We start from the raw sequence: 16,710 nt of genomic DNA on the forward strand, positions 1-16,710 counted from the left end.
GCCCCGCGCCACCTCCCGAACAAGTGAAAGTTGACCCGCCTTCATGACTGTCACCGACGCATCCACGCCCGCATCCGGCGCGGCACCCGGGCCGTTGACGCTCGCGGAGGTCGAGAGGCTGCGCGCCGACTTCCCCATCCTCGGGCGCTCCGTGAACGGGCATCCCCTCGCCTATCTCGACTCGGGAGCGACGTCGCAGCGCCCCATTCAGGTTCTGGATGCCGAGCGCGACTACCTGCTGAACCGCAACTCGGCCGTGCACCGCGGAGCGCACACGCTCGCAGCCGAGGCGACCGAGAGCTTCGAAGACGCTCGAGCCCGCGTCGCCGACTTCGTGGGTGCGCGCGAGAACGAGATCGTGTGGACGTCGAACGCGACGGAGGCCATCAACCTCGTGGCCTACGCCTTCTCCAACGCGAGCCTGGGTCGAGGAGCGCCCGCGTCGTCGCGGCTCGTACTCGGTCCTGGCGACGAGATCGTCACCACAGAGATGGAACACCACGCGAACCTGATTCCGTGGCAGGAACTCGCTGCCCGCACCGGGGCAACGCTCCGGGTGATTCCCATCGACGACGATGGACAGCTGCAGAGGGCCGCCGCCGAAGAGATCATCGGATCGCGCACGCGTGTTCTCGCCTTCACCCACGTGTCGAACGCCACCGGCGTCATCAATCCCGTCGAGCGGCTCGTGGCCCTGGCGCACGCCGTCGGCGCGCTCGTGCTTCTGGATGCGTGCCAGTCGGCCCCGCATCGCCCGCTCGACCTCGGCGCCTTGGGCGTCGACTTCGCAGTATTCTCGGCGCACAAGATGCTCGGCCCTACCGGCATCGGAGTTTTGTACGGACGCGGCGAGCTGCTCGACGCCATGCCGCCCTTCCTGACGGGCGGATCCATGATCACCACCGTCACGCTCGAGAAGGCCGAGTACTTGCCGGCACCTCAGCGCTTCGAGGCGGGCACGCAGCGCGTCTCGCAGGCCATCGCGCTGGCGGCCGCCGTCGACTACCTCTCAGAGGTCGGAATGCAGCGAGTGCACGACTGGGAGTCGGCCCTCGGCCAGCGTCTCGTCGAGGGGCTCGAGTCGATTCCCGGAATCACCGTGCTGGGCCCCGGCCCGGGCGTCGAGCGAGCCGGGCTGGCGAGCTTCGTCGTCGAAGGCGTGCACGCGCACGACGTGGGCCAGTACCTCGACGACCTCGGAATCGCCGTGCGCGTGGGGCACCACTGCGCCCAACCACTTCACCGCCGCTTCGGCGTCACCGCCTCGACCCGCGCGAGCGCCTACCTCTACAACACGCCGGCCGAGGTCGACGCGTTCATAGAGGCTGTGCGCGGCGTCACCGCATTCTTCGGCGTCGTGCCGACCATCTACCCGCAAGGAAGTCAGTTGTGAGCAGTTCGTTGGAGAGCCTCTACCAGGAGGTCATCATGGATCACTCGCGCACCCCGCACAACCACGGGCTGCGTGACGGCGGATCGGCGGAGTCGCACCAGCTCAACCCGACGTGCGGCGACGAGGTGACCCTGCGCATCCACACGGAGGGTGACACGATCACCTCGCTCAGCTGGGAGGGACACGGCTGCGCCATCTCACAGGCGTCTGCCTCGCTGCTGTCAGACGTGATCGTCGATCTCGACCGGGCCGCCGTGCAGGAGCGCATCGACGCTTTCCGGGAACTGATGCGCTCGAAGGGCACGCTCGAGGGTGACGAAGACCTGCTGGGCGACGCGGTCGTGCTGGGCGGAGTCTCCCGCTACATCGCGCGCGTCAAGTGCGCGATGCTCGCCTGGGTGGCGCTCGAAGACGCGATGGCGAAGACCCCCGCGGCCTGACCCCGCGTCCCCTTGGGGCGAGCGTGGGTCACTTGACTCGGCGCGAATGCACCCAAGAAAGCACCCTTGAGTGCTTCTTCGCCGAGTCGATTCCGGCCCTGCCGTCGACTCGGCGGATAAGCACCCACCTGTGTGAGTGTGAGTGGTTTTGCGCTGACTTGATTTCTCGCCCTCACCGCCACATGGATGCCCGCGGCTTATGTGCGTCGGGTTACGCGCGGGCGAGCAGGCCCTCGAGCGCTGAGGTGAAGAATGTGAGGCCGTCTACTCCCGAGCGCATCGCATCCGGGGTATCGGGGCCGAAGCCGGGCTCGACCGCGTGCTCGGGGTGCGGCATCAGGCCGACCACGTTGCCGCGGGCGTTCGTGATGCCGGCGATGTTGTTGAGCGAACCGTTCGGGTTCACATCGAGGTAGCGGAAGACCACGTGGTTCTCGCCCTCGAGCCGCTCCAGCTCGGCGGCCGACGCGATGAAGCCGCCCTCGCCGTTCTTGAGCGGGATGGTGATCTCCTGCGCCTCGGTGAAGCCGTTGGTCCAGTCGGTCGTCGTGTTCTCGACGCGCAGGCGCTGGTCGCGGCAGATGAACGAGCCGTGGTCGTTGCGGATGAGTCCGCCGGGCAGCAGGTGCGCCTCGGTCAGCATCTGGAAGCCGTTGCAGATACCGAGCACCGGAACGCCTCGATCTGCCGCCTGGATGACCTCGGCCATGATCGGCGAGTGGCTCGCGATGGCGCCGCAGCGCAGGTAGTCGCCGTAGCTGAATCCGCCGGGCAGCACGATGGCGTCGACGCCGTCGAGGTCGTGCGTGCCGTGCCACAGGGCCACGGGCTCGGCACCGGCGATGCGCACCGCGCGCTGCGCGTCGCGGTCGTCGAGCGAACCGGGGAAGGTGACGACGCCGATGCGCATCAGGCGGATGCCCCGGCGGCGGAGATCACGGAGGCGGGGCCAGCGGGCGTCTCCACGACGTGGATGCCGACGACGTCTTCGATGACCGAGTTCGACAGCATCTCGTCGGCCAGAGTCGCCACCTCGGCGAGAACCGCGTCGGTGACCTCGCCGTCGACGGTGAGTTCGAAGCGCTTGCCCACGCGAACCGAGCTGAACTGCGACTGGCCGAGACGTGTGAGGGCGCCGAGCACGGCCTTGCCCTGGGGATCGAGAAGTTCGGCCTTGGGCATGACCTCGACGACGATTGTGGGCACCGGAGAACTCTTTTCGAGAAGTGACGGGTGGATTCGCCCCCAGTCTAAACGCTGGGCGTGCGGTTCACGCCCGAGCGTGGCACTTGGCACGAGAGGCGCCCGACCGTAGCCTCGGAGTCTGAGGTCAATGACGACTGGAGATCGTGATGAGTGAATCCGTGAGCCCCGCTGCAGCATCCGCCCCGACGGGGTACGCGACCGTCTCGGTCGCCGCCATCCTGGCTGAGACGGCTTCGCGCCGGCCAGACAAGACCGCGCTGATCGTGGGGGAGCAGAGCATCAGCTACGCGGTGCTGTGGGAGGAGACGCTCGCCTATGCCGGAGCCCTTCGCGAACGAGGGGTGAGGCGAGCCGACCCCGTCGCCATCCTGATCCCGAACGTGCCCGACTTTCCCCGGGTCCATTACGCGCTCCTGGCGCTCGGCGCGATCGTCGTGCCGATCCACGCGCTGCTCAAGGCCGAGGAGATCGCGTTCGTGCTGCGCGACAGCGGCGCCACTCTGCTCGTCTGCTCCGCACCGCTTCTGGGCGAGGGTGCCAAGGGTGCGGCGCTCGCGGGCGTCGACGTGGTGTCGCTGATGATGCCGCCGCACTCGGGCGACGAGCCGCTGGATGCCGTCGGTTTCGATCGCCTCGAAGACCTGGCCGAGCAGGCGGTTCCGCTCGAGACCTACGTGGCCTGTGCCCCGAGCGATACGGCGACCATTCTGTACACGAGCGGCACCACGGGCTCTCCGAAGGGAGCAGAGGGCAGCCACTTCTCGCTCGTCGAGCAGACGAGCACGCTTCTGCTCGACACCTTTGACATGACGAGCGAGGACGTGCTGCTCGGATGCCTGCCGCTGTTCCACACCTTCGGCCAGACGTGTGTTCTCAACACCGGCTTTCGCGCGGGCGCGACGATCGTGCTGATGCCGAAGTTCGATGGGGCGGCGGCGATCGAGTTGATCAAACGGCACGGGTGCACGATCTTCTTCGGTGTGCCGACGATGTACATGGTGATCCTCTCCGCCGCCGGAAGCGAGCCCGTTGAGACGAAGCTGCGCTACGGGATCTCCGGCGGCGCGGCCATCCCGGTCGCCATCATCGAGAGGTTCACGCAGCTGTTCGGTGCCGACATCCACGAGGGCTACGGCCTGACCGAGACCTCGCCCGTGGCGAGTTTCAACCAGCGCGGCGTGCCGCCTCGGCCCGGCACGATCGGCAAGCCGATCTGGGGTGTGGATGTCGAGATCGCCCGGGCCGACAACGACGATGCGATCGAGTTGCTCGCTCGAGGCGAGCTCGGCGAACTCGTGATCAGGGGGCACAATCTCATGAAGGGATACCTCCACAGGCACGAGGACACGGCTCGCGCGGTCGTCGACGGTTGGTTCCGAACGGGTGACCTCGGAACGAAGGACGACGACGGCTATCTGCGCATTCTCGATCGCAAGAAGGACATGATCCTGCGCAACGGCTACAACGTGTATCCCCGTGAGGTGGAGGAGGTGCTCGCCGGGCATCCGGAGGTGTCGATGGCCGCGGTCTACGGGATCCCGCACGAGGTTCATGGCCAGGAGGTGGTGGCCGCCGTCGTGCTGATCGCCGGTGCGAGCGTGACGGGCGCCGACCTGGTGGCCTTCGCCGAGGAGCACGTCGCGGCCTACAAGTACCCGCGTGAGATCGCGATCGTGGAGGCTCTGCCGATGGGGCCGAGCGGCAAGGTGCTGAAGCGAGAACTCGTGGCACGCCACGGGTCGTAGTCCTCGACGGCTACGCGACCGGCGTCGTACCCGCCGCGACGATCTTGATCTGGTTGTCCCAGGGGTCGGAGACCATGAGCGAGCGACCGTCGTTGCGGGTCTGCAGCCCGTAGTGCCCGAGCCGCTCACCGACCCGCCCGACTTCGTCTGCCGTGGGTACCGCGATCTCGACGAGCCCGAGCCCGAGGGCCAGCGGTCGACGCCCGGCCCCCTTCGACTCCCAGACGTTCATCGCCATGTGGTGGTGGTAGCCACCTGCCGAGACGAAGAGGGCGGAGTCGCCGAACGCGGTCGTGGTCTCGAACCCCAGACGGTCGACGTAGAACTCCTTGGCCGTGGCCACGTCGCCCACCGAGAGGTGCACGTGCCCGACCGTCGTGCCACCGAGCCGGGGATTCTCGACCAGCTCGGGCGTGACGTGTTGCTGCAGAAAGTCGTTCGGGTCGAGGTAGGCGGTGCCCATCTCGATCTGCCCGTGCGCCCAGCTCCACTCGGTGCGGGCACGATCCCAGTAGAGCTCGACGCCGTTGCCCTCAGGGTCGGTGAAGTAGAAGGCCTTCGATACGAGATGATCGGCGCTTCCGGTGAACAATCCGGGAGCGCGGCGCGCCATCGAATACAGGGCAGCGGCGAGCGCCGGTTCCGACTCGAACAGGATGGCCGTGTGGTAGAGCCCCGCAGATCGAGGCGCGGCGTGCTTCAGCTCGGGCGCGTGCTGCAGAATGACGACCGGTACACCGCCGCGGCCGAGCACGGCCACATCGCCCTCCTGGCTCTGCAGCTCGAGCGTCACGGCGTCGCGGTAGTAGGCGATCATGGCGTCGAGATCGCCGACGCGCAGGGTCACCGCTCCCATTCCGGTCTGGGCTGACAGCAGATCGTCACGTGTGTTCATGCGGGTGACAACGCCACCGTCGCGCGATCTATTCCTTGTAGTTACAAGTAATCGCGCGCTGTGTGAACATCTGGTTACGGGCGGAGATTCGGTTGACGGAGCTCCAAGCTTCGGATTGAGTGGGAATCGTCCCCGAATCCACCTTGGAGTACGTCACCTCTATGCAGTCATCTATCAATCGGAGGCGCGCTGCGCGCGCCGCCGCCCTGTTCACCTCCGCAACCGTGGCCCTGATCGGTCTGGGCGCGCTGCCTGCCTCCGCGGCCCCCGGCGACGTCTCGATCGACGTCTACACCATCAACGATTTCCACGGGCACCTCGAGCAGAACCTTTCGAGCGGAGAGGCCGGAGCGGCATCGATCGCCACGGCCGTCGCGTCGTTCCGGGCCGCCAACCCCAACACGACCCTCGTGTCGGCGGGCGACAACATCAGCGGCTCGCCCTTCATCTCTCAGGCATTGAACGACGAGCCCACGATTGACGTGCTGAACCAGATCGGCGTGAGTGTCACGTCGCTCGGCAACCATGAGTTCGACCACGGCAGGTCCGATGTCGACGGTCGGATCTCGGACAGCTCGAACTTTCCGTACATCTCGGCCAACCTCTTCGACACGGCCACGGGTGAGCATGCTTACGCGCCCTACAACGTTCAGACGTTCGACGGAGTCAAGGTCGGTTTCATCGGTGCTGTCACCGAGGACCTGCCCACGCTGGTGAACCCCGACGGCATCAACACCGTCAAAGTCGCGGGGATCGTCGAGAGTGTCAACGCTGCTGCGGCCGAACTGAAAGACGGCATCGACGACGGCGAGAACGGTGAGGCCGATGTACTCGTGCTGCTGCTGCACGAGGGAGCAGCCTCCGCGACGGCGAATCTGACCGACACGAGCACCGTCTTCGGCAAGATCGTGACCGGCACAGCACCGAGCGTCGATGCGATCGCGTCTGCCCACACTCATAATCTCTACGCACAGAACGTGACGGTCGGCTCGAAAACGCTGCCGGTTCTGCAGACGGCCAGTTACGGAACGAACCTGGGCCACTTTAACTTCCAGGTCAACCCGACCAGCAAGGCCATCTCCTCATCGAAGGCGGAGACGATTCCGCTCGTGGTCAAGGCGGTCGCGAGCTACGCGCAGGATCCGACCGTCGCGGCTATCGTCGCCGACGCCAAGCAGCGCTCCAGCGTCATCGGTCTGCAACCCGTGGGATCGATCTCGGCCGACTTCAAGCGTGCGGTACAGACCGACGGCAAAGAGAACCGGGGCGGCGAGTCGACCCTCGGTAACATCGTGGCCGATGGTCAGCTCTGGGCGACACGAGACCTGGGAACGCAGCTCGCGTTCATGAATCCGGGCGGTCTTCGCGCCGACATCGCGGTCGCGCCAGACGGCGTCGTCACCTATGAGGAGTCGGCCACCGTTCAACCGTTCGCCAACAGCCTGTTCACGCAGACCCTCACCGGCGCGCAGGTCAAGACCGTGCTCGAGCAGCAGTGGCAGCCAGGCCAGTCTCGACCGTTCTTGAAGCTCGGAATCAACAAGGCGCTGAGCTACACCTACGACCCCTCGGCTGCCACAGGCTCGCATGTGACCGAGATCCGTTACAACGGCGCCGTGGTGAGCGACACCGACTCCTTCCAGGTCGTGACCAACAGCTTCCTCGCCGGAGGCGGTGACAACTTCAAAGAACTGGCTCTCGGGGCAGCTAAGACCGACACGGGACGCGTCGATCTCGACGCGTTCAAGCAATACATCGGCGCGAACTCCCCGCTCACGCCCGACTACGGATCTCGCTCGATCGGCGTGACTCTGACGTCGCCGGCAACGACCCCCGGAACACCGATCGACCTCGGAACGGTCGCGCCCGAGACCACGTTCTCGTTCGCCCTCAGTTCCCTCGTTCTCTCGGGCGCTCCGGTTCAGGACTCGACGGTGTCGGTGCAGTTCGACGGCGTCGAGATCGCCACGGCGCCGATCAACCCGGCCATCGTCGACACCTTCGATGAGCAGGGCACCGCAACAGTCGAGGTCACGGTTCCGAAGCTCACCCGAAACGGCGACCACGTCGTGAGCTTCGTGCTCCCGACCACGGGCAAGTCCGTGTCGCTTCCGGTCACGACCACGGGTGAGATTCCGTTCGTGGCTCCGGATGCGCCGGCCGCGCCGACACTTGCGGCCGATGGCTTCTCCGCCGTGACGGCCTCATGGGCTCCGCCCGCCGTCGATGGTGGAACACCCGTCACCGGCTACGAGGTGACTCTCTACGCCGACGGCACGAAGGCGGACTCCGCCTCGGTCGACGCTGCGACGACCTCGGTCGGCTTCGCGGGACTGAAGACCGACACCGACTACACGGCAACGGTCAAGGCGATCAACGCCGTGGGTTCGTCGGCCGAGTCGCAAGCGTCGAACGTCATCACCACCCCGCTGCCGAAGCCGACCACTGAGCCTGCGCTGCCATCGGCCGAGTCGCTTCCGGCCACCGAAACCGATGCCTTCAGTCTGAGCACGGGCAGCGCGACGAACGGACAGGCGGTGACGGTCTCCGGGCTCACACCGGGCGACTGGTACTACGTGTCGATCTTCTCCGATCCGGTGCGACTGGGCTGGTTCCAGGCCGATGAGTCGGGTTCGTTCTCGGTCACGATCAGCAACGTCCCGACAGGCACTCACCGCCTCGTCATCCAGGATCGGGATGGAACGGTGATCGGCTACCGCACGATCGTCGTTGCAGCCGACGGCACGGTCTCGGTCGTCGACCCCGCAGGTTCGGCCGGTGCATCACCGACAGGCTTGGCGGCCACGGGCATGGATGCGACGCTGCCGCTTCTCGGGGCGGGCCTCCTCCTCGCGGCGGGCGCGCTGCTGACGCTGCGCCGCCGTCGTGCGGCGAGGTCGACTTCGTAAGATCAGAGGTGTCACGACGAAGGCCCGGGGTTCTCGCCCCGGGCCTTCGTCGTTCTCGAACTCGTTCTACGAGTGCTGAGTCGCTTCGACCCAGGCGAGGTACTCGGGGCTGACCGTGCCGGTGACGTACTCGCCGGTGAAGCAGCTCATCTCGAGGTTCTTCACCTGGCTGCCCTCGAGAATGGCGCTCTCCATGTCGGAGATCTCCTGGTAGATGAGGTGGTCGGCGCCGAGCTCGCGGGCGATCTCGGGAAAACTGCGTCCGTGGGCGATCAGCTCCTCGCGCGAAGGCATGTTGATGCCGTAGACGTGCGGAAAGCGAACCGGGGGAGCGGCCGAGGTGAACGTGACCTTGTTCGCGCCAGCGGCCCTCGCCATCTCGACGATCTCCTTCGAGGTCGTACCGCGCACGATCGAGTCGTCGACGATGAGGATGTTCTTGCCCTTGAACTCCGTCGACATGGCGTTCAGCTTCTGCCTGACGCTCTTCTTGCGCTCGGCCTGCCCGGGCATGATGAAGGTGCGCCCCACGTAGCGGTTCTTGTAGAACCCCTCGCGGTACTCGACGCCGAGCTTCTGTGCGACCTGCATCGCGGCAGGGCGTGACGAGTCGGGGATAGGCATGACGACGTCGATGTCGCCCATCGGGGTGAGATCGGCGATGGTCGTGGCCAGCCGATTGCCGAGCCGGAGTCGAGCCTCGTAGACCGAGATGCCGTTCATGACGCTGTCGGGTCGGGCGAGGTAGACGTACTCGAACGAGCAGGGCACGAGAACGGGGTTCTTCGCGCACTGGCGGGAGTACATCTCGCCGTTCTGCGTGATGAAGATGGCCTCGCCGGGCGCGACCTCGCGCACGACCTCGTAGCCGGATGCCTCGAGCACCAGGGATTCGCTGGCGACGACCCATTCGTCGCGCTGCACTCCGGCCAGCGCGTTGGCGTCGCTGCGCTTGCCGAGTACCAGGGGGCGGATGCCGAATGGATCGCGGAAGGCCAGCAGTCCATGACCCGCGATGATCGAGATCACCGCGTAGGAGCCCTCGATGCGTTCGTGCACGTTGGCGACGGCATCGAAGACCTGATCCGGCTCGAGGTCGAGGCCCGACACCTGACCCTGCAGCTCGGTCGCCAGAACATTGAGCAGCAGCTCGGTGTCGCTCGACGTGTTCAGGTGGCGGCGATCGATGTGGAAGAGCTCCTGATTGAGCTCGCGGGTATTGGTCAGATTGCCGTTGTGGATGAGCACGATGCCGTAGGGCGCGTTCACGTAGAACGGCTGCGCCTCCTGCTCGTTGCCCGCGACACCCTTCGTGGCGTAGCGCACGTGCCCCAGACCCACATTGCCGAGCAGCGACCGCATGTCGCGGGTGCGGAACGCTTCTCGCACCTGCCCCTTGGCCTTGACGATGTGGAACGTCGACCCGTCGGCGGTGGCGATGCCGGTCGAGTCCTGTCCACGGTGCTGAAGCAGAAGGAGGCTGTCGTACACCTGTTGATTGACCGGACCGGACGAGACGATACCGACGATGCCGCACATACCGGGCGGGCTCCAGACGCTGTAGAGAAATAGGCCGTGCCCTATTGTACGGGAGCGCGGAGGTGCAGGTCCCTTAGAGGATCTCGACCGACAGCAGGCGGTACTCCCTGCTGCGGCCCGCCCGCGTCGCCGAGCAGGTCGACAGCAGCGGCTCTGACAGCGTCTCTGCCAGCATCACCTTGATGACCGCCGCGGGGTACTCGAGCTCGATGCGCCACACCCCGTCGGCGAACTGGGCGGTTCTCGGGCCGAGGATGTCGATGCGTTCGTCGTCGAGGGTGGCCCGAGCGTGGTGCTGCGCGGCTTGCACGGCATTCGGTAGCGAGCTACGGCCGCGGAAGAAGCGTTCGTCGACCCGGCCCTCCAGGTAGCGGTTGACGAGGCCCACCGCATCCGCGCCGTCTGCCCGACCGTAATACAGGCCGTGGGGCAGCAGCACCAGGGTGCCCGCGAAACGGTCGCCACCGAGGTGCGAGCACTCCCACGTCTCGTCGGGAAAGGCCTCTGCGAGCGTCTTCACGACCTGTCGGCCGCGTACGGCGCAGCACTGATCATGGCGAGCGTGGGCGCAGACCGCGACGATCGGCCTGTGCGAGACGACGCCGACAGAGCCGTCGAGGGGAACATCGAGCAGCTCCTCGGCGGTCTCGACCCATCCCCACTTCACTCCCTCTGAACCGGGCCGCGAGTCGACGAGGGCCCAGCGGTAGCCGTCTTGCGGCCCGCGCTTGCCGGTTCTGCGGATGGCGAGCGGCCGCATGCCGAGCGACTCGACTCTCTTCACAAGCGCCCGGCCGACATCGGTCGGCAGAGTGGATTCGAGGAAGGCGTGCTGGCCCCACGCCCCGGAGATCTCGACGAGAAACCACTCCGTTCCTCGAGACCCCGTGCCCGGCAGAGGGTCGCCGCGCTCGCGGGAGCGGTCGCTGCACGGGCGCCAGTCGGGCAGCACCTGCCGAGCGCTGAGGTCTGTCACGCCTCGAGCACCAGAACACCCTCGCGCACGAGGCGCCGACAGACCACGATGGCGTCTTCGTCGTCGAGCCCGGGCAGGGCACCCACCGGGGTCGACTCTCCGAGCAGCAGTCGGTCGAGCGCGGCGTGGGCCACGATCGGCAGCGAGAGCGTGCGCGAGCCGGCCGTGAGGCTCACGGTGTCGCCCCGTGCCTCGACCCGCCCCGCAAGCCCGAGACGCCAGCGAACGGTGGATGCGACGTCGAGATGGGCCAGACCCGTCACGGTGGCGAGGGGGCGCACCGGCTCGGGCCGGGTGATGTTCGTGAGCCGGCGAGCGAGCGACGTTGCGGCGGCGGCCGGCGTGACGGGATCGCGCTGGATCGCTGCGACGAGGTCGGCCAGCGTCTCGGCGAGAATGTCGGCCAGCGCCTGCGGGTCGTCGAGGTCGAGGCCCAAGGGCAGAGACGAGCGCAGGGATGCGTCGGCGCGGGTCTTCGCGATCACTTGCGCGACGAGATCCGCCCGAGTGAACGCGCTCATGCCGATCGTGAGGTGCACAGACGTGTCGCCGAGCGCTTCGGCGGAGTGGATCCAGCCGCGGGGAAGATACAGGGCGTCACCCGGCTGCAGCACTTCGTCGATGACGGGCTCGTTCTTCGCCTCGTCGGCGACGGCCTTCGTGTGTTGAGACCACGGCTGGTCGGCCAGCGGATCGGGATGCACGGGGGAGTGGATTCTCCAGCGCTTCTCGCCGGCTATCTGCAGGACGAAGACATCGTGCACGTCGTAGTGGGGGTCGAAGCCGCGCGACGACGCGGGCGTTATGTACGCGTTGACCTGCACCGGATGCCCGAGGTCGGCCACCAGCCGCGTGGTGAAGTCGATGATCGGCGGCCATGTGCGGTGCAACCCCTGCAGCACGATGGTGGCGCCGTTCGCGAATTCTGCGAGTACTTTGTCGCTCGAGACCTGGTCGGCGATCTCTGCTCCGAAGCCTCCCGGGGCCGTGAACCTGTCTTTGGCGAGCACCTGGCCCTCGATGGCCATGCGCATGAACGGAGTGCGAAGTCCGCGCTCGGAGACGAGCTCGTCGACGGCATCGCTCGAGAAGAAGTCTGAGAAGTCGTGTTCGAGGCTCTCGGCCCGAGAGAGAAGGGGGCCACGCCCCCAGTAGTCAGCGGCGAACTCGTCGGTGCCGATGTTGATGCAGCGAGAAAGCGCGGGCCGGTTTCCCGACCCGCGCTCGGCCCTCGCTTCGTGAGGGCTAGGGTTCATCACGCCGATCCGTCGGCTCCGCCGTCGTGGCCGCCAGGGTTGGCGCCGCCGTCAGCGGTGCCCTCTCCCTCATCGGCCGATCCGTCGGCGCCGCCGTCGTGGCCGTCGGGGTTCGCGCCACCGTCTGCCGGGCCTTCGCCCGCAGACGCTGCGCCGTCCGCGCCACCGTCGTGTCCGCCTACGTTGGCTCCGCCATCAGCGGGGCCCTCGCCTGCGTTGTCGGTTCCTGATGTGATGTCCTCGTCGTTGATACCCATCGGTTCTCCTCCCACGGTGGATGTCTGGCCACCATCGGAGAACACGCTACTCCCGTCGACCGACAGTGCGGCAGGGGGTTTACAGATGTTGCTACGACCGTCGCAGGTGGCGCACATAGGGAAGAATGAACAGCATGAGCAACAGCTATGCCCAGGCCGGCGTCGATACTCACGCCGGAGACCTCGCCGTCGAACTGATGAAGGCCGCGGTCTCGAACACGCACGGCCCTCAGGTCGTCGGCGGCTTCGGCGGATTCGCCGGGCTCTTCGATGTCTCCGCCCTCAAGCAGTTCGATCGACCGCTGCTGGCCACGTCGACCGATGGCGTGGGCACGAAGGTGGCCATCGCGCAGGCCATCGACAAGCACGACACCATCGGACAAGACCTGGTGGGCATGGTCGTCGACGACATCATCGTCGTCGGTGCCACTCCGCTCTTTATGACCGACTACATCGCCTGCGGCAAGGTCGTTCCCGACCGCATCGCCGACATCGTCGCCGGCATCGCGCGTGCATGCTCCGACACGGGCACCGCGCTGGTCGGGGGCGAAACGGCAGAGCACCCCGGCCTCCTCGGGCCGGATGACTACGACGTGGCGGGAGCGGCGGTCGGAGCGGTCGAGGCCGACGCCCTTCTCGGCGCACACCTCGTCGAAGACGGCGACGTGGTTCTCGCCCTCGAATCATCGGGCCTGCACTCCAACGGATTCTCTCTCGTTCGACACATTCTCTCGACACGGGGCATCGGCTACACAGATACGTCAGCCGAGCTCGGCGGCGTGGTGGGCGAAGTCCTTCTCGAGCCGACGCGTCTCTACACCTCCCCGCTCCTGCGTGTCCTCGGCGACTCTGCCCTCGCTGGCGCGGTGCATTCGTTGTCGCACGTCACCGGCGGCGGCATCGCAGCGAACCTCGCGCGGGTTCTCCCGAAGGGTTCGTGGGTCGAGCTGGAGCGCTCGACGTGGTCACCCGCGCCGGTGTTCCGTGTTCTCTCAGACCTCGCAGGTTCGACTCTCGAGAGCTCGGAAGGCACCTGGAATCTGGGTATCGGAATGTTCGCCGTGGTGAAAGCCGATGCGTCCGACGCCATCGCCTCTGCACTGACGGTCGACGGCATCCGCACCTGGAAAGCCGGCGTCGTGTCGCTCGGCCAGCGCGATCTAGCCGGTTTCGAGCAGGGAGCCAAGGGTGTAGACGGGGGAGCGGTGCGACTCGTCGGAGACTTCGCAAGCTGATTCAGACCTCCCGCAGCCTTCATATGCGGGAGAAAGAATATAACGGAGCTGTAACGAGACCTTGAGATCGTCGGAGCCCAAGCGCTACTGTCGGTGAGCACGCCAACCCGGGCGTCCACGATTTGAGGAAGGGAGTTGATGGCAATGGACAAGAACAACGCGAATGCGACAGGCAATTTCTGCGCAAGCACCCTTATCCCGGCGCTCCTCCCTTCGGTAGTCATCGACTGAACCAAGCCGAGCAGCGCCTCCACTTCTCTCGGAGGATACTCTCGTGTTCCGTTCAACCACCGGCTCCGACCTCGGCGCCGTTCTCTCTTTCTCGTCTCCCGGGCCCGGCCCGTGGGTAGACGCTCTGCAGTTCCTCGCCGGCCAAGACTCCGGCAACTATCGTGACGAGTGGACCTGGCTCGCCTTCCTCGACGGCCGCCCGCTAGCCCGAGGTATCTGGTGGGGCCCGGCGCACTCGCCGCACCCCACTCGGCTCGACTGTCTGCTGGTCGACCCGAGCGTGCCGCATCCTGAGGTGTGGAGCGGGGCGCTCGAACGCTCGGCCACCCGCGCCTTCATCGAAGCGGGCGCTCCCATGCTGCCCGAGGAAGCACACGTTCCACGCCCCGCGCTGATCTCGGCGAGACGGCTGTGATCCAGAGCGCGAGGGGTGACTACGTGGTGAGTCGCGTCAGCAGCTCGCGATAGCGCGCTGCGGTGCGTTCGACGATCTCTGTCGGAAGCTCCGGCGGCGGGCCGGCGTCCGGGTCGGTGGTGTTCCAGTGGGCGGAGAGCCAATTGCGCACGATCTGCTTGTCGAAGCTGGCGAGTCGGTCACCCGCAGCATAGGCCTCGGCGTCCCAGTACCTGCTCGAGTCGCTCGTGAGTACCTCGTCGGCCAGGGTGATCTCGCCGGTGGTGCGGTCGGCGCCGAACTCGAACTTCGTGTCGGCGAGGATGATTCCGTGGGCTTCGGCAATAGCGGATGCCCGAGAGTAGATCTCGAGCGAGAGGTCACGCAGGCGTTCGGCCACGTCGAGGCCGACGAGCTCGATCGTGCGCTCGAACGTGATGTTCTCGTCGTGATCACCCAGCTCGGCCTTGAACGCCGGGGTGTAGATGGGTTCGGGCAGTCTGTCGCCGCTCGCAAGACCTGAAGGCAAGGCGACGCCGCAGACCGACTCCGACTCCTGGTACTCCTTCCAGCCGGAGCCCGAGAGGTAACCGCGCACCACGCACTCGATCGGGAACATGTCGAGGGGCTTCACGAGCATCGCTCGGCCGGCGACCTCGACCGGAACGTCGTCTTGACTGCCCACGAGGTGGTTCGGAACGCCGGTGAGCTGGTCGAACCACCACAGGCTCAGGGTGGTGAGCAGCTCGCCCTTGCCCGGGATGCCGGGTTCGAGCACGTGGTCGTAGGCGCTGACCCTGTCGCTGGCGACGACCAACAGGGTCTCGGCGTCATCGAGGCTCACGGCGTCGGTCGGAATATAGAGGTCGCGCACCTTGCCGCTGTAGACGTCGGTGAATCCCTCGATCTCGATCGTCATGCCGTTGTGACCTTCGCAGCGATGTCGGTGCGGTGCTGAGAGCCTTCGAGCCCGATCAGGTCGACTGCTTCGTAGACCCGACGCCGGGCCTCGGCGAAATCGGACGCGGTGGACACGACACTCAGAACGCGTCCTCCCGTGGCGACGAATTCGCCGTCTTTCACGGCGGTGGCCGCGTGGGCGATATGTGTGCCGGCCAGAGACTCCGCTTCGGACAGACCCGTGAGCACGCGACCCGTGACGGGCGTGCCCGGGTAGTTCTCGCTCGCGACGACGACGGTGACTGCGACGTCGCTCGAGAACGACGGCCGGGGCTGATCGACCAGCGTGCCGCTCGCCGCGGCGAAGAGCAGGTCGCTGAGCGGTGTCTCGAGCCGGGGCAGCACGACCTGGGTCTCGGGGTCACCGAAACGGGCGTTGAACTCGATGACGCGGATTCCGTCTCGGGTGAGGATCAATCCGCAGTAGAGCAGACCGATGAAGGGCTTCTCTTCTGCAGCGAGCTGTCGGATCGTGGGAAGCGCAATGGTGTCGATGACCTCGTCGACGAACGCGTCTTCGCTGCCGAAACGCTCATCGAGCCAGGGAAGGGGAGAGTAAGCGCCCATTCCGCCGGTATTCGGGCCGGCGTCGCCGTCGGCGAGTCGCTTGTAGTCCTGTGCCGGTGACAGTGGGCGAACGGTGTGCCCGTCGCTGAGCAAGAAGAGCGAGACCTCTTCTCCGTCGAGGAACTCCTCGATCAGAACCTCGCCGTGGCCCAGCCAGTGCCGAGCGTGCTCGAGGGCCGCGTCACGGCTCTCGGTGACGAGAACGCCTTTGCCGGCGGCCAGCCCATCGGCCTTGACCACGTAGGGTGCGCCGAATTCGTCAAGGATGCGCTCCGCGGCGGCGACAGTGCCCGCGAGTTCGGCCCGGCCGGTGGGAACCCCGGCCTCCGCCATGATGTGCTTCGCGAACGTCTTGCTGCCCTCGAGGGCGGCAGCCTCTCGGCTCGGCCCGAAGACAGGAATTCCGCGGCTGCGCAGCGCGTCGGCAACTCCGGCGACCAACGGCGCCTCCGGCCCCACCACGACGAGGTCGATGTCGCCGTCCTGCGCGAACTCGACCACGGCATCCGGGTCTTCTGCATCGATGCCGACAACGGGAACGACGAGCGCGATGCCCGCGTTGCCGGGTGCCGCAACGATGTCGTGTTGCCCGGGCTCACTCAGGAGCGCGGTGATGATGGCATGCTCGCGCGCGCCGGATCCGAGGACAAGAATCTTCACAGGCACAGCTTAGCTTCGAAGACATTTTCAGACCGCGCGTCATACCC

The 16,710-nt window shown here is 66.5% G+C and carries 15 protein-coding genes; 6 read left to right on the forward strand and 9 right to left on the reverse strand.

Annotated elements, in window-relative coordinates; genetic code table 11:
- Positions 1-43 precede the first annotated feature (43 nt).
- Positions 44-1,393: a cysteine desulfurase gene (locus tag CCK87_RS11845; RefSeq protein ID WP_086461626.1), complete on the forward strand. Its 1,350-nt coding sequence runs from the start codon at positions 44-46 to the stop codon at positions 1,391-1,393.
- Positions 1,390-1,833 carry a Fe-S cluster assembly sulfur transfer protein SufU gene (sufU, locus tag CCK87_RS11850; protein WP_212638219.1) on the forward strand — a complete coding sequence of 148 codons (444 nt, stop codon included), beginning with the start codon at positions 1,390-1,392 and terminating at the stop codon, positions 1,831-1,833. Before CCK87_RS11845 ends, sufU begins: the two co-directional genes overlap by 4 nt.
- Positions 1,834-2,044: 211 nt before the next feature.
- Here sufU and purQ read toward each other — a convergent pair whose 3' ends face one another.
- Complete coding sequence (gene purQ, locus CCK87_RS11855; protein WP_086461627.1) at positions 2,045-2,743, reverse strand: phosphoribosylformylglycinamidine synthase subunit PurQ; 699 nt, start codon at positions 2,741-2,743, stop codon at positions 2,045-2,047.
- Positions 2,743-3,039 carry a phosphoribosylformylglycinamidine synthase subunit PurS gene (gene purS / locus CCK87_RS11860; protein WP_086461628.1) on the reverse strand — a complete coding sequence of 99 codons (297 nt, stop codon included), beginning with the start codon at positions 3,037-3,039 and terminating at the stop codon, positions 2,743-2,745. The genes purQ and purS overlap by 1 nt, the downstream gene beginning before the upstream one ends.
- Before the next feature lie 146 nt (positions 3,040-3,185).
- Here purS and CCK87_RS11865 point away from each other — a divergent pair, with 146 nt between their 5' ends.
- The gene (locus tag CCK87_RS11865; RefSeq protein WP_086461629.1) at positions 3,186-4,784 is read left to right on the forward strand and encodes a long-chain fatty acid--CoA ligase; all 1,599 of its coding nucleotides are present in this window, start codon (positions 3,186-3,188) and stop codon (positions 4,782-4,784) included.
- Positions 4,785-4,794: 10 nt separating this feature from the next.
- Here CCK87_RS11865 and CCK87_RS11870 read toward each other — a convergent pair whose 3' ends face one another.
- A complete protein-coding gene (locus tag CCK87_RS11870; protein ID WP_055778724.1) occupies positions 4,795-5,679 on the reverse strand; it encodes a VOC family protein in 885 nt (294 codons plus the stop codon).
- Between the two features lie 161 nt (positions 5,680-5,840).
- On the opposite strand from CCK87_RS11870, the gene CCK87_RS11875 reads away from it, so the two are divergent.
- Entirely contained in the window at positions 5,841-8,588 is a 2,748-nt protein-coding gene (locus tag CCK87_RS11875; RefSeq protein WP_086461630.1) for a 5'-nucleotidase C-terminal domain-containing protein, read from the forward strand.
- A gap of 66 nt (positions 8,589-8,654) precedes the next feature.
- Here CCK87_RS11875 and purF read toward each other — a convergent pair whose 3' ends face one another.
- The 4 genes from purF to CCK87_RS11895 all read right to left on the reverse strand — a co-directional run bounded on the left by purF (position 8,655) and on the right by CCK87_RS11895 (position 12,616).
- Positions 8,655-10,127: an amidophosphoribosyltransferase gene (purF, locus tag CCK87_RS11880; protein WP_086461631.1), complete on the reverse strand. Its 1,473-nt coding sequence runs from the start codon at positions 10,125-10,127 to the stop codon at positions 8,655-8,657.
- A gap of 73 nt (positions 10,128-10,200) precedes the next feature.
- Complete coding sequence (locus CCK87_RS11885; protein WP_212638220.1) at positions 10,201-11,103, reverse strand: sucrase ferredoxin; 903 nt, start codon at positions 11,101-11,103, stop codon at positions 10,201-10,203.
- On the reverse strand, positions 11,100-12,359 hold the full coding sequence (locus CCK87_RS11890; RefSeq protein ID WP_086461632.1) for a cupin domain-containing protein: 1,260 nt from the start codon (positions 12,357-12,359) through the stop codon (positions 11,100-11,102). The genes CCK87_RS11885 and CCK87_RS11890 overlap by 4 nt, the downstream gene beginning before the upstream one ends.
- Positions 12,359-12,616 carry a hypothetical protein gene (locus CCK87_RS11895; RefSeq protein WP_055779836.1) on the reverse strand — a complete coding sequence of 86 codons (258 nt, stop codon included), beginning with the start codon at positions 12,614-12,616 and terminating at the stop codon, positions 12,359-12,361. Before CCK87_RS11895 ends, CCK87_RS11890 begins: the two co-directional genes overlap by 1 nt.
- Before the next feature lie 125 nt (positions 12,617-12,741).
- Here CCK87_RS11895 and purM point away from each other — a divergent pair, with 125 nt between their 5' ends.
- Both purM and CCK87_RS11905 read left to right on the forward strand, forming a co-directional pair.
- Positions 12,742-13,851 carry a phosphoribosylformylglycinamidine cyclo-ligase gene (purM, locus tag CCK87_RS11900; RefSeq protein WP_086461633.1) on the forward strand — a complete coding sequence of 370 codons (1,110 nt, stop codon included), beginning with the start codon at positions 12,742-12,744 and terminating at the stop codon, positions 13,849-13,851.
- Positions 13,852-14,125: 274 nt separating this feature from the next.
- A complete protein-coding gene (locus tag CCK87_RS11905; protein WP_086461634.1) occupies positions 14,126-14,497 on the forward strand; it encodes a hypothetical protein in 372 nt (123 codons plus the stop codon).
- A 19-nt stretch (positions 14,498-14,516) separates the two neighbouring features.
- Here the strand turns inward: CCK87_RS11905 and CCK87_RS11910 are convergent, their stop codons facing one another.
- Together CCK87_RS11910 and purD are read right to left on the reverse strand one after the other, a co-directional pair.
- On the reverse strand, positions 14,517-15,395 hold the full coding sequence (locus CCK87_RS11910) for a phosphoribosylaminoimidazolesuccinocarboxamide synthase (RefSeq protein ID WP_086461635.1): 879 nt from the start codon (positions 15,393-15,395) through the stop codon (positions 14,517-14,519).
- The gene (gene purD / locus CCK87_RS11915) at positions 15,392-16,663 is read right to left on the reverse strand and encodes a phosphoribosylamine--glycine ligase (RefSeq protein WP_086461636.1); all 1,272 of its coding nucleotides are present in this window, start codon (positions 16,661-16,663) and stop codon (positions 15,392-15,394) included. Before purD ends, CCK87_RS11910 begins: the two co-directional genes overlap by 4 nt.
- Positions 16,664-16,710 lie beyond the last annotated feature (47 nt).

This window comes from Agreia sp. VKM Ac-1783, assembly GCF_900177765.1.
Lineage (GTDB): Bacteria > Actinomycetota > Actinomycetes > Actinomycetales > Microbacteriaceae > Agreia.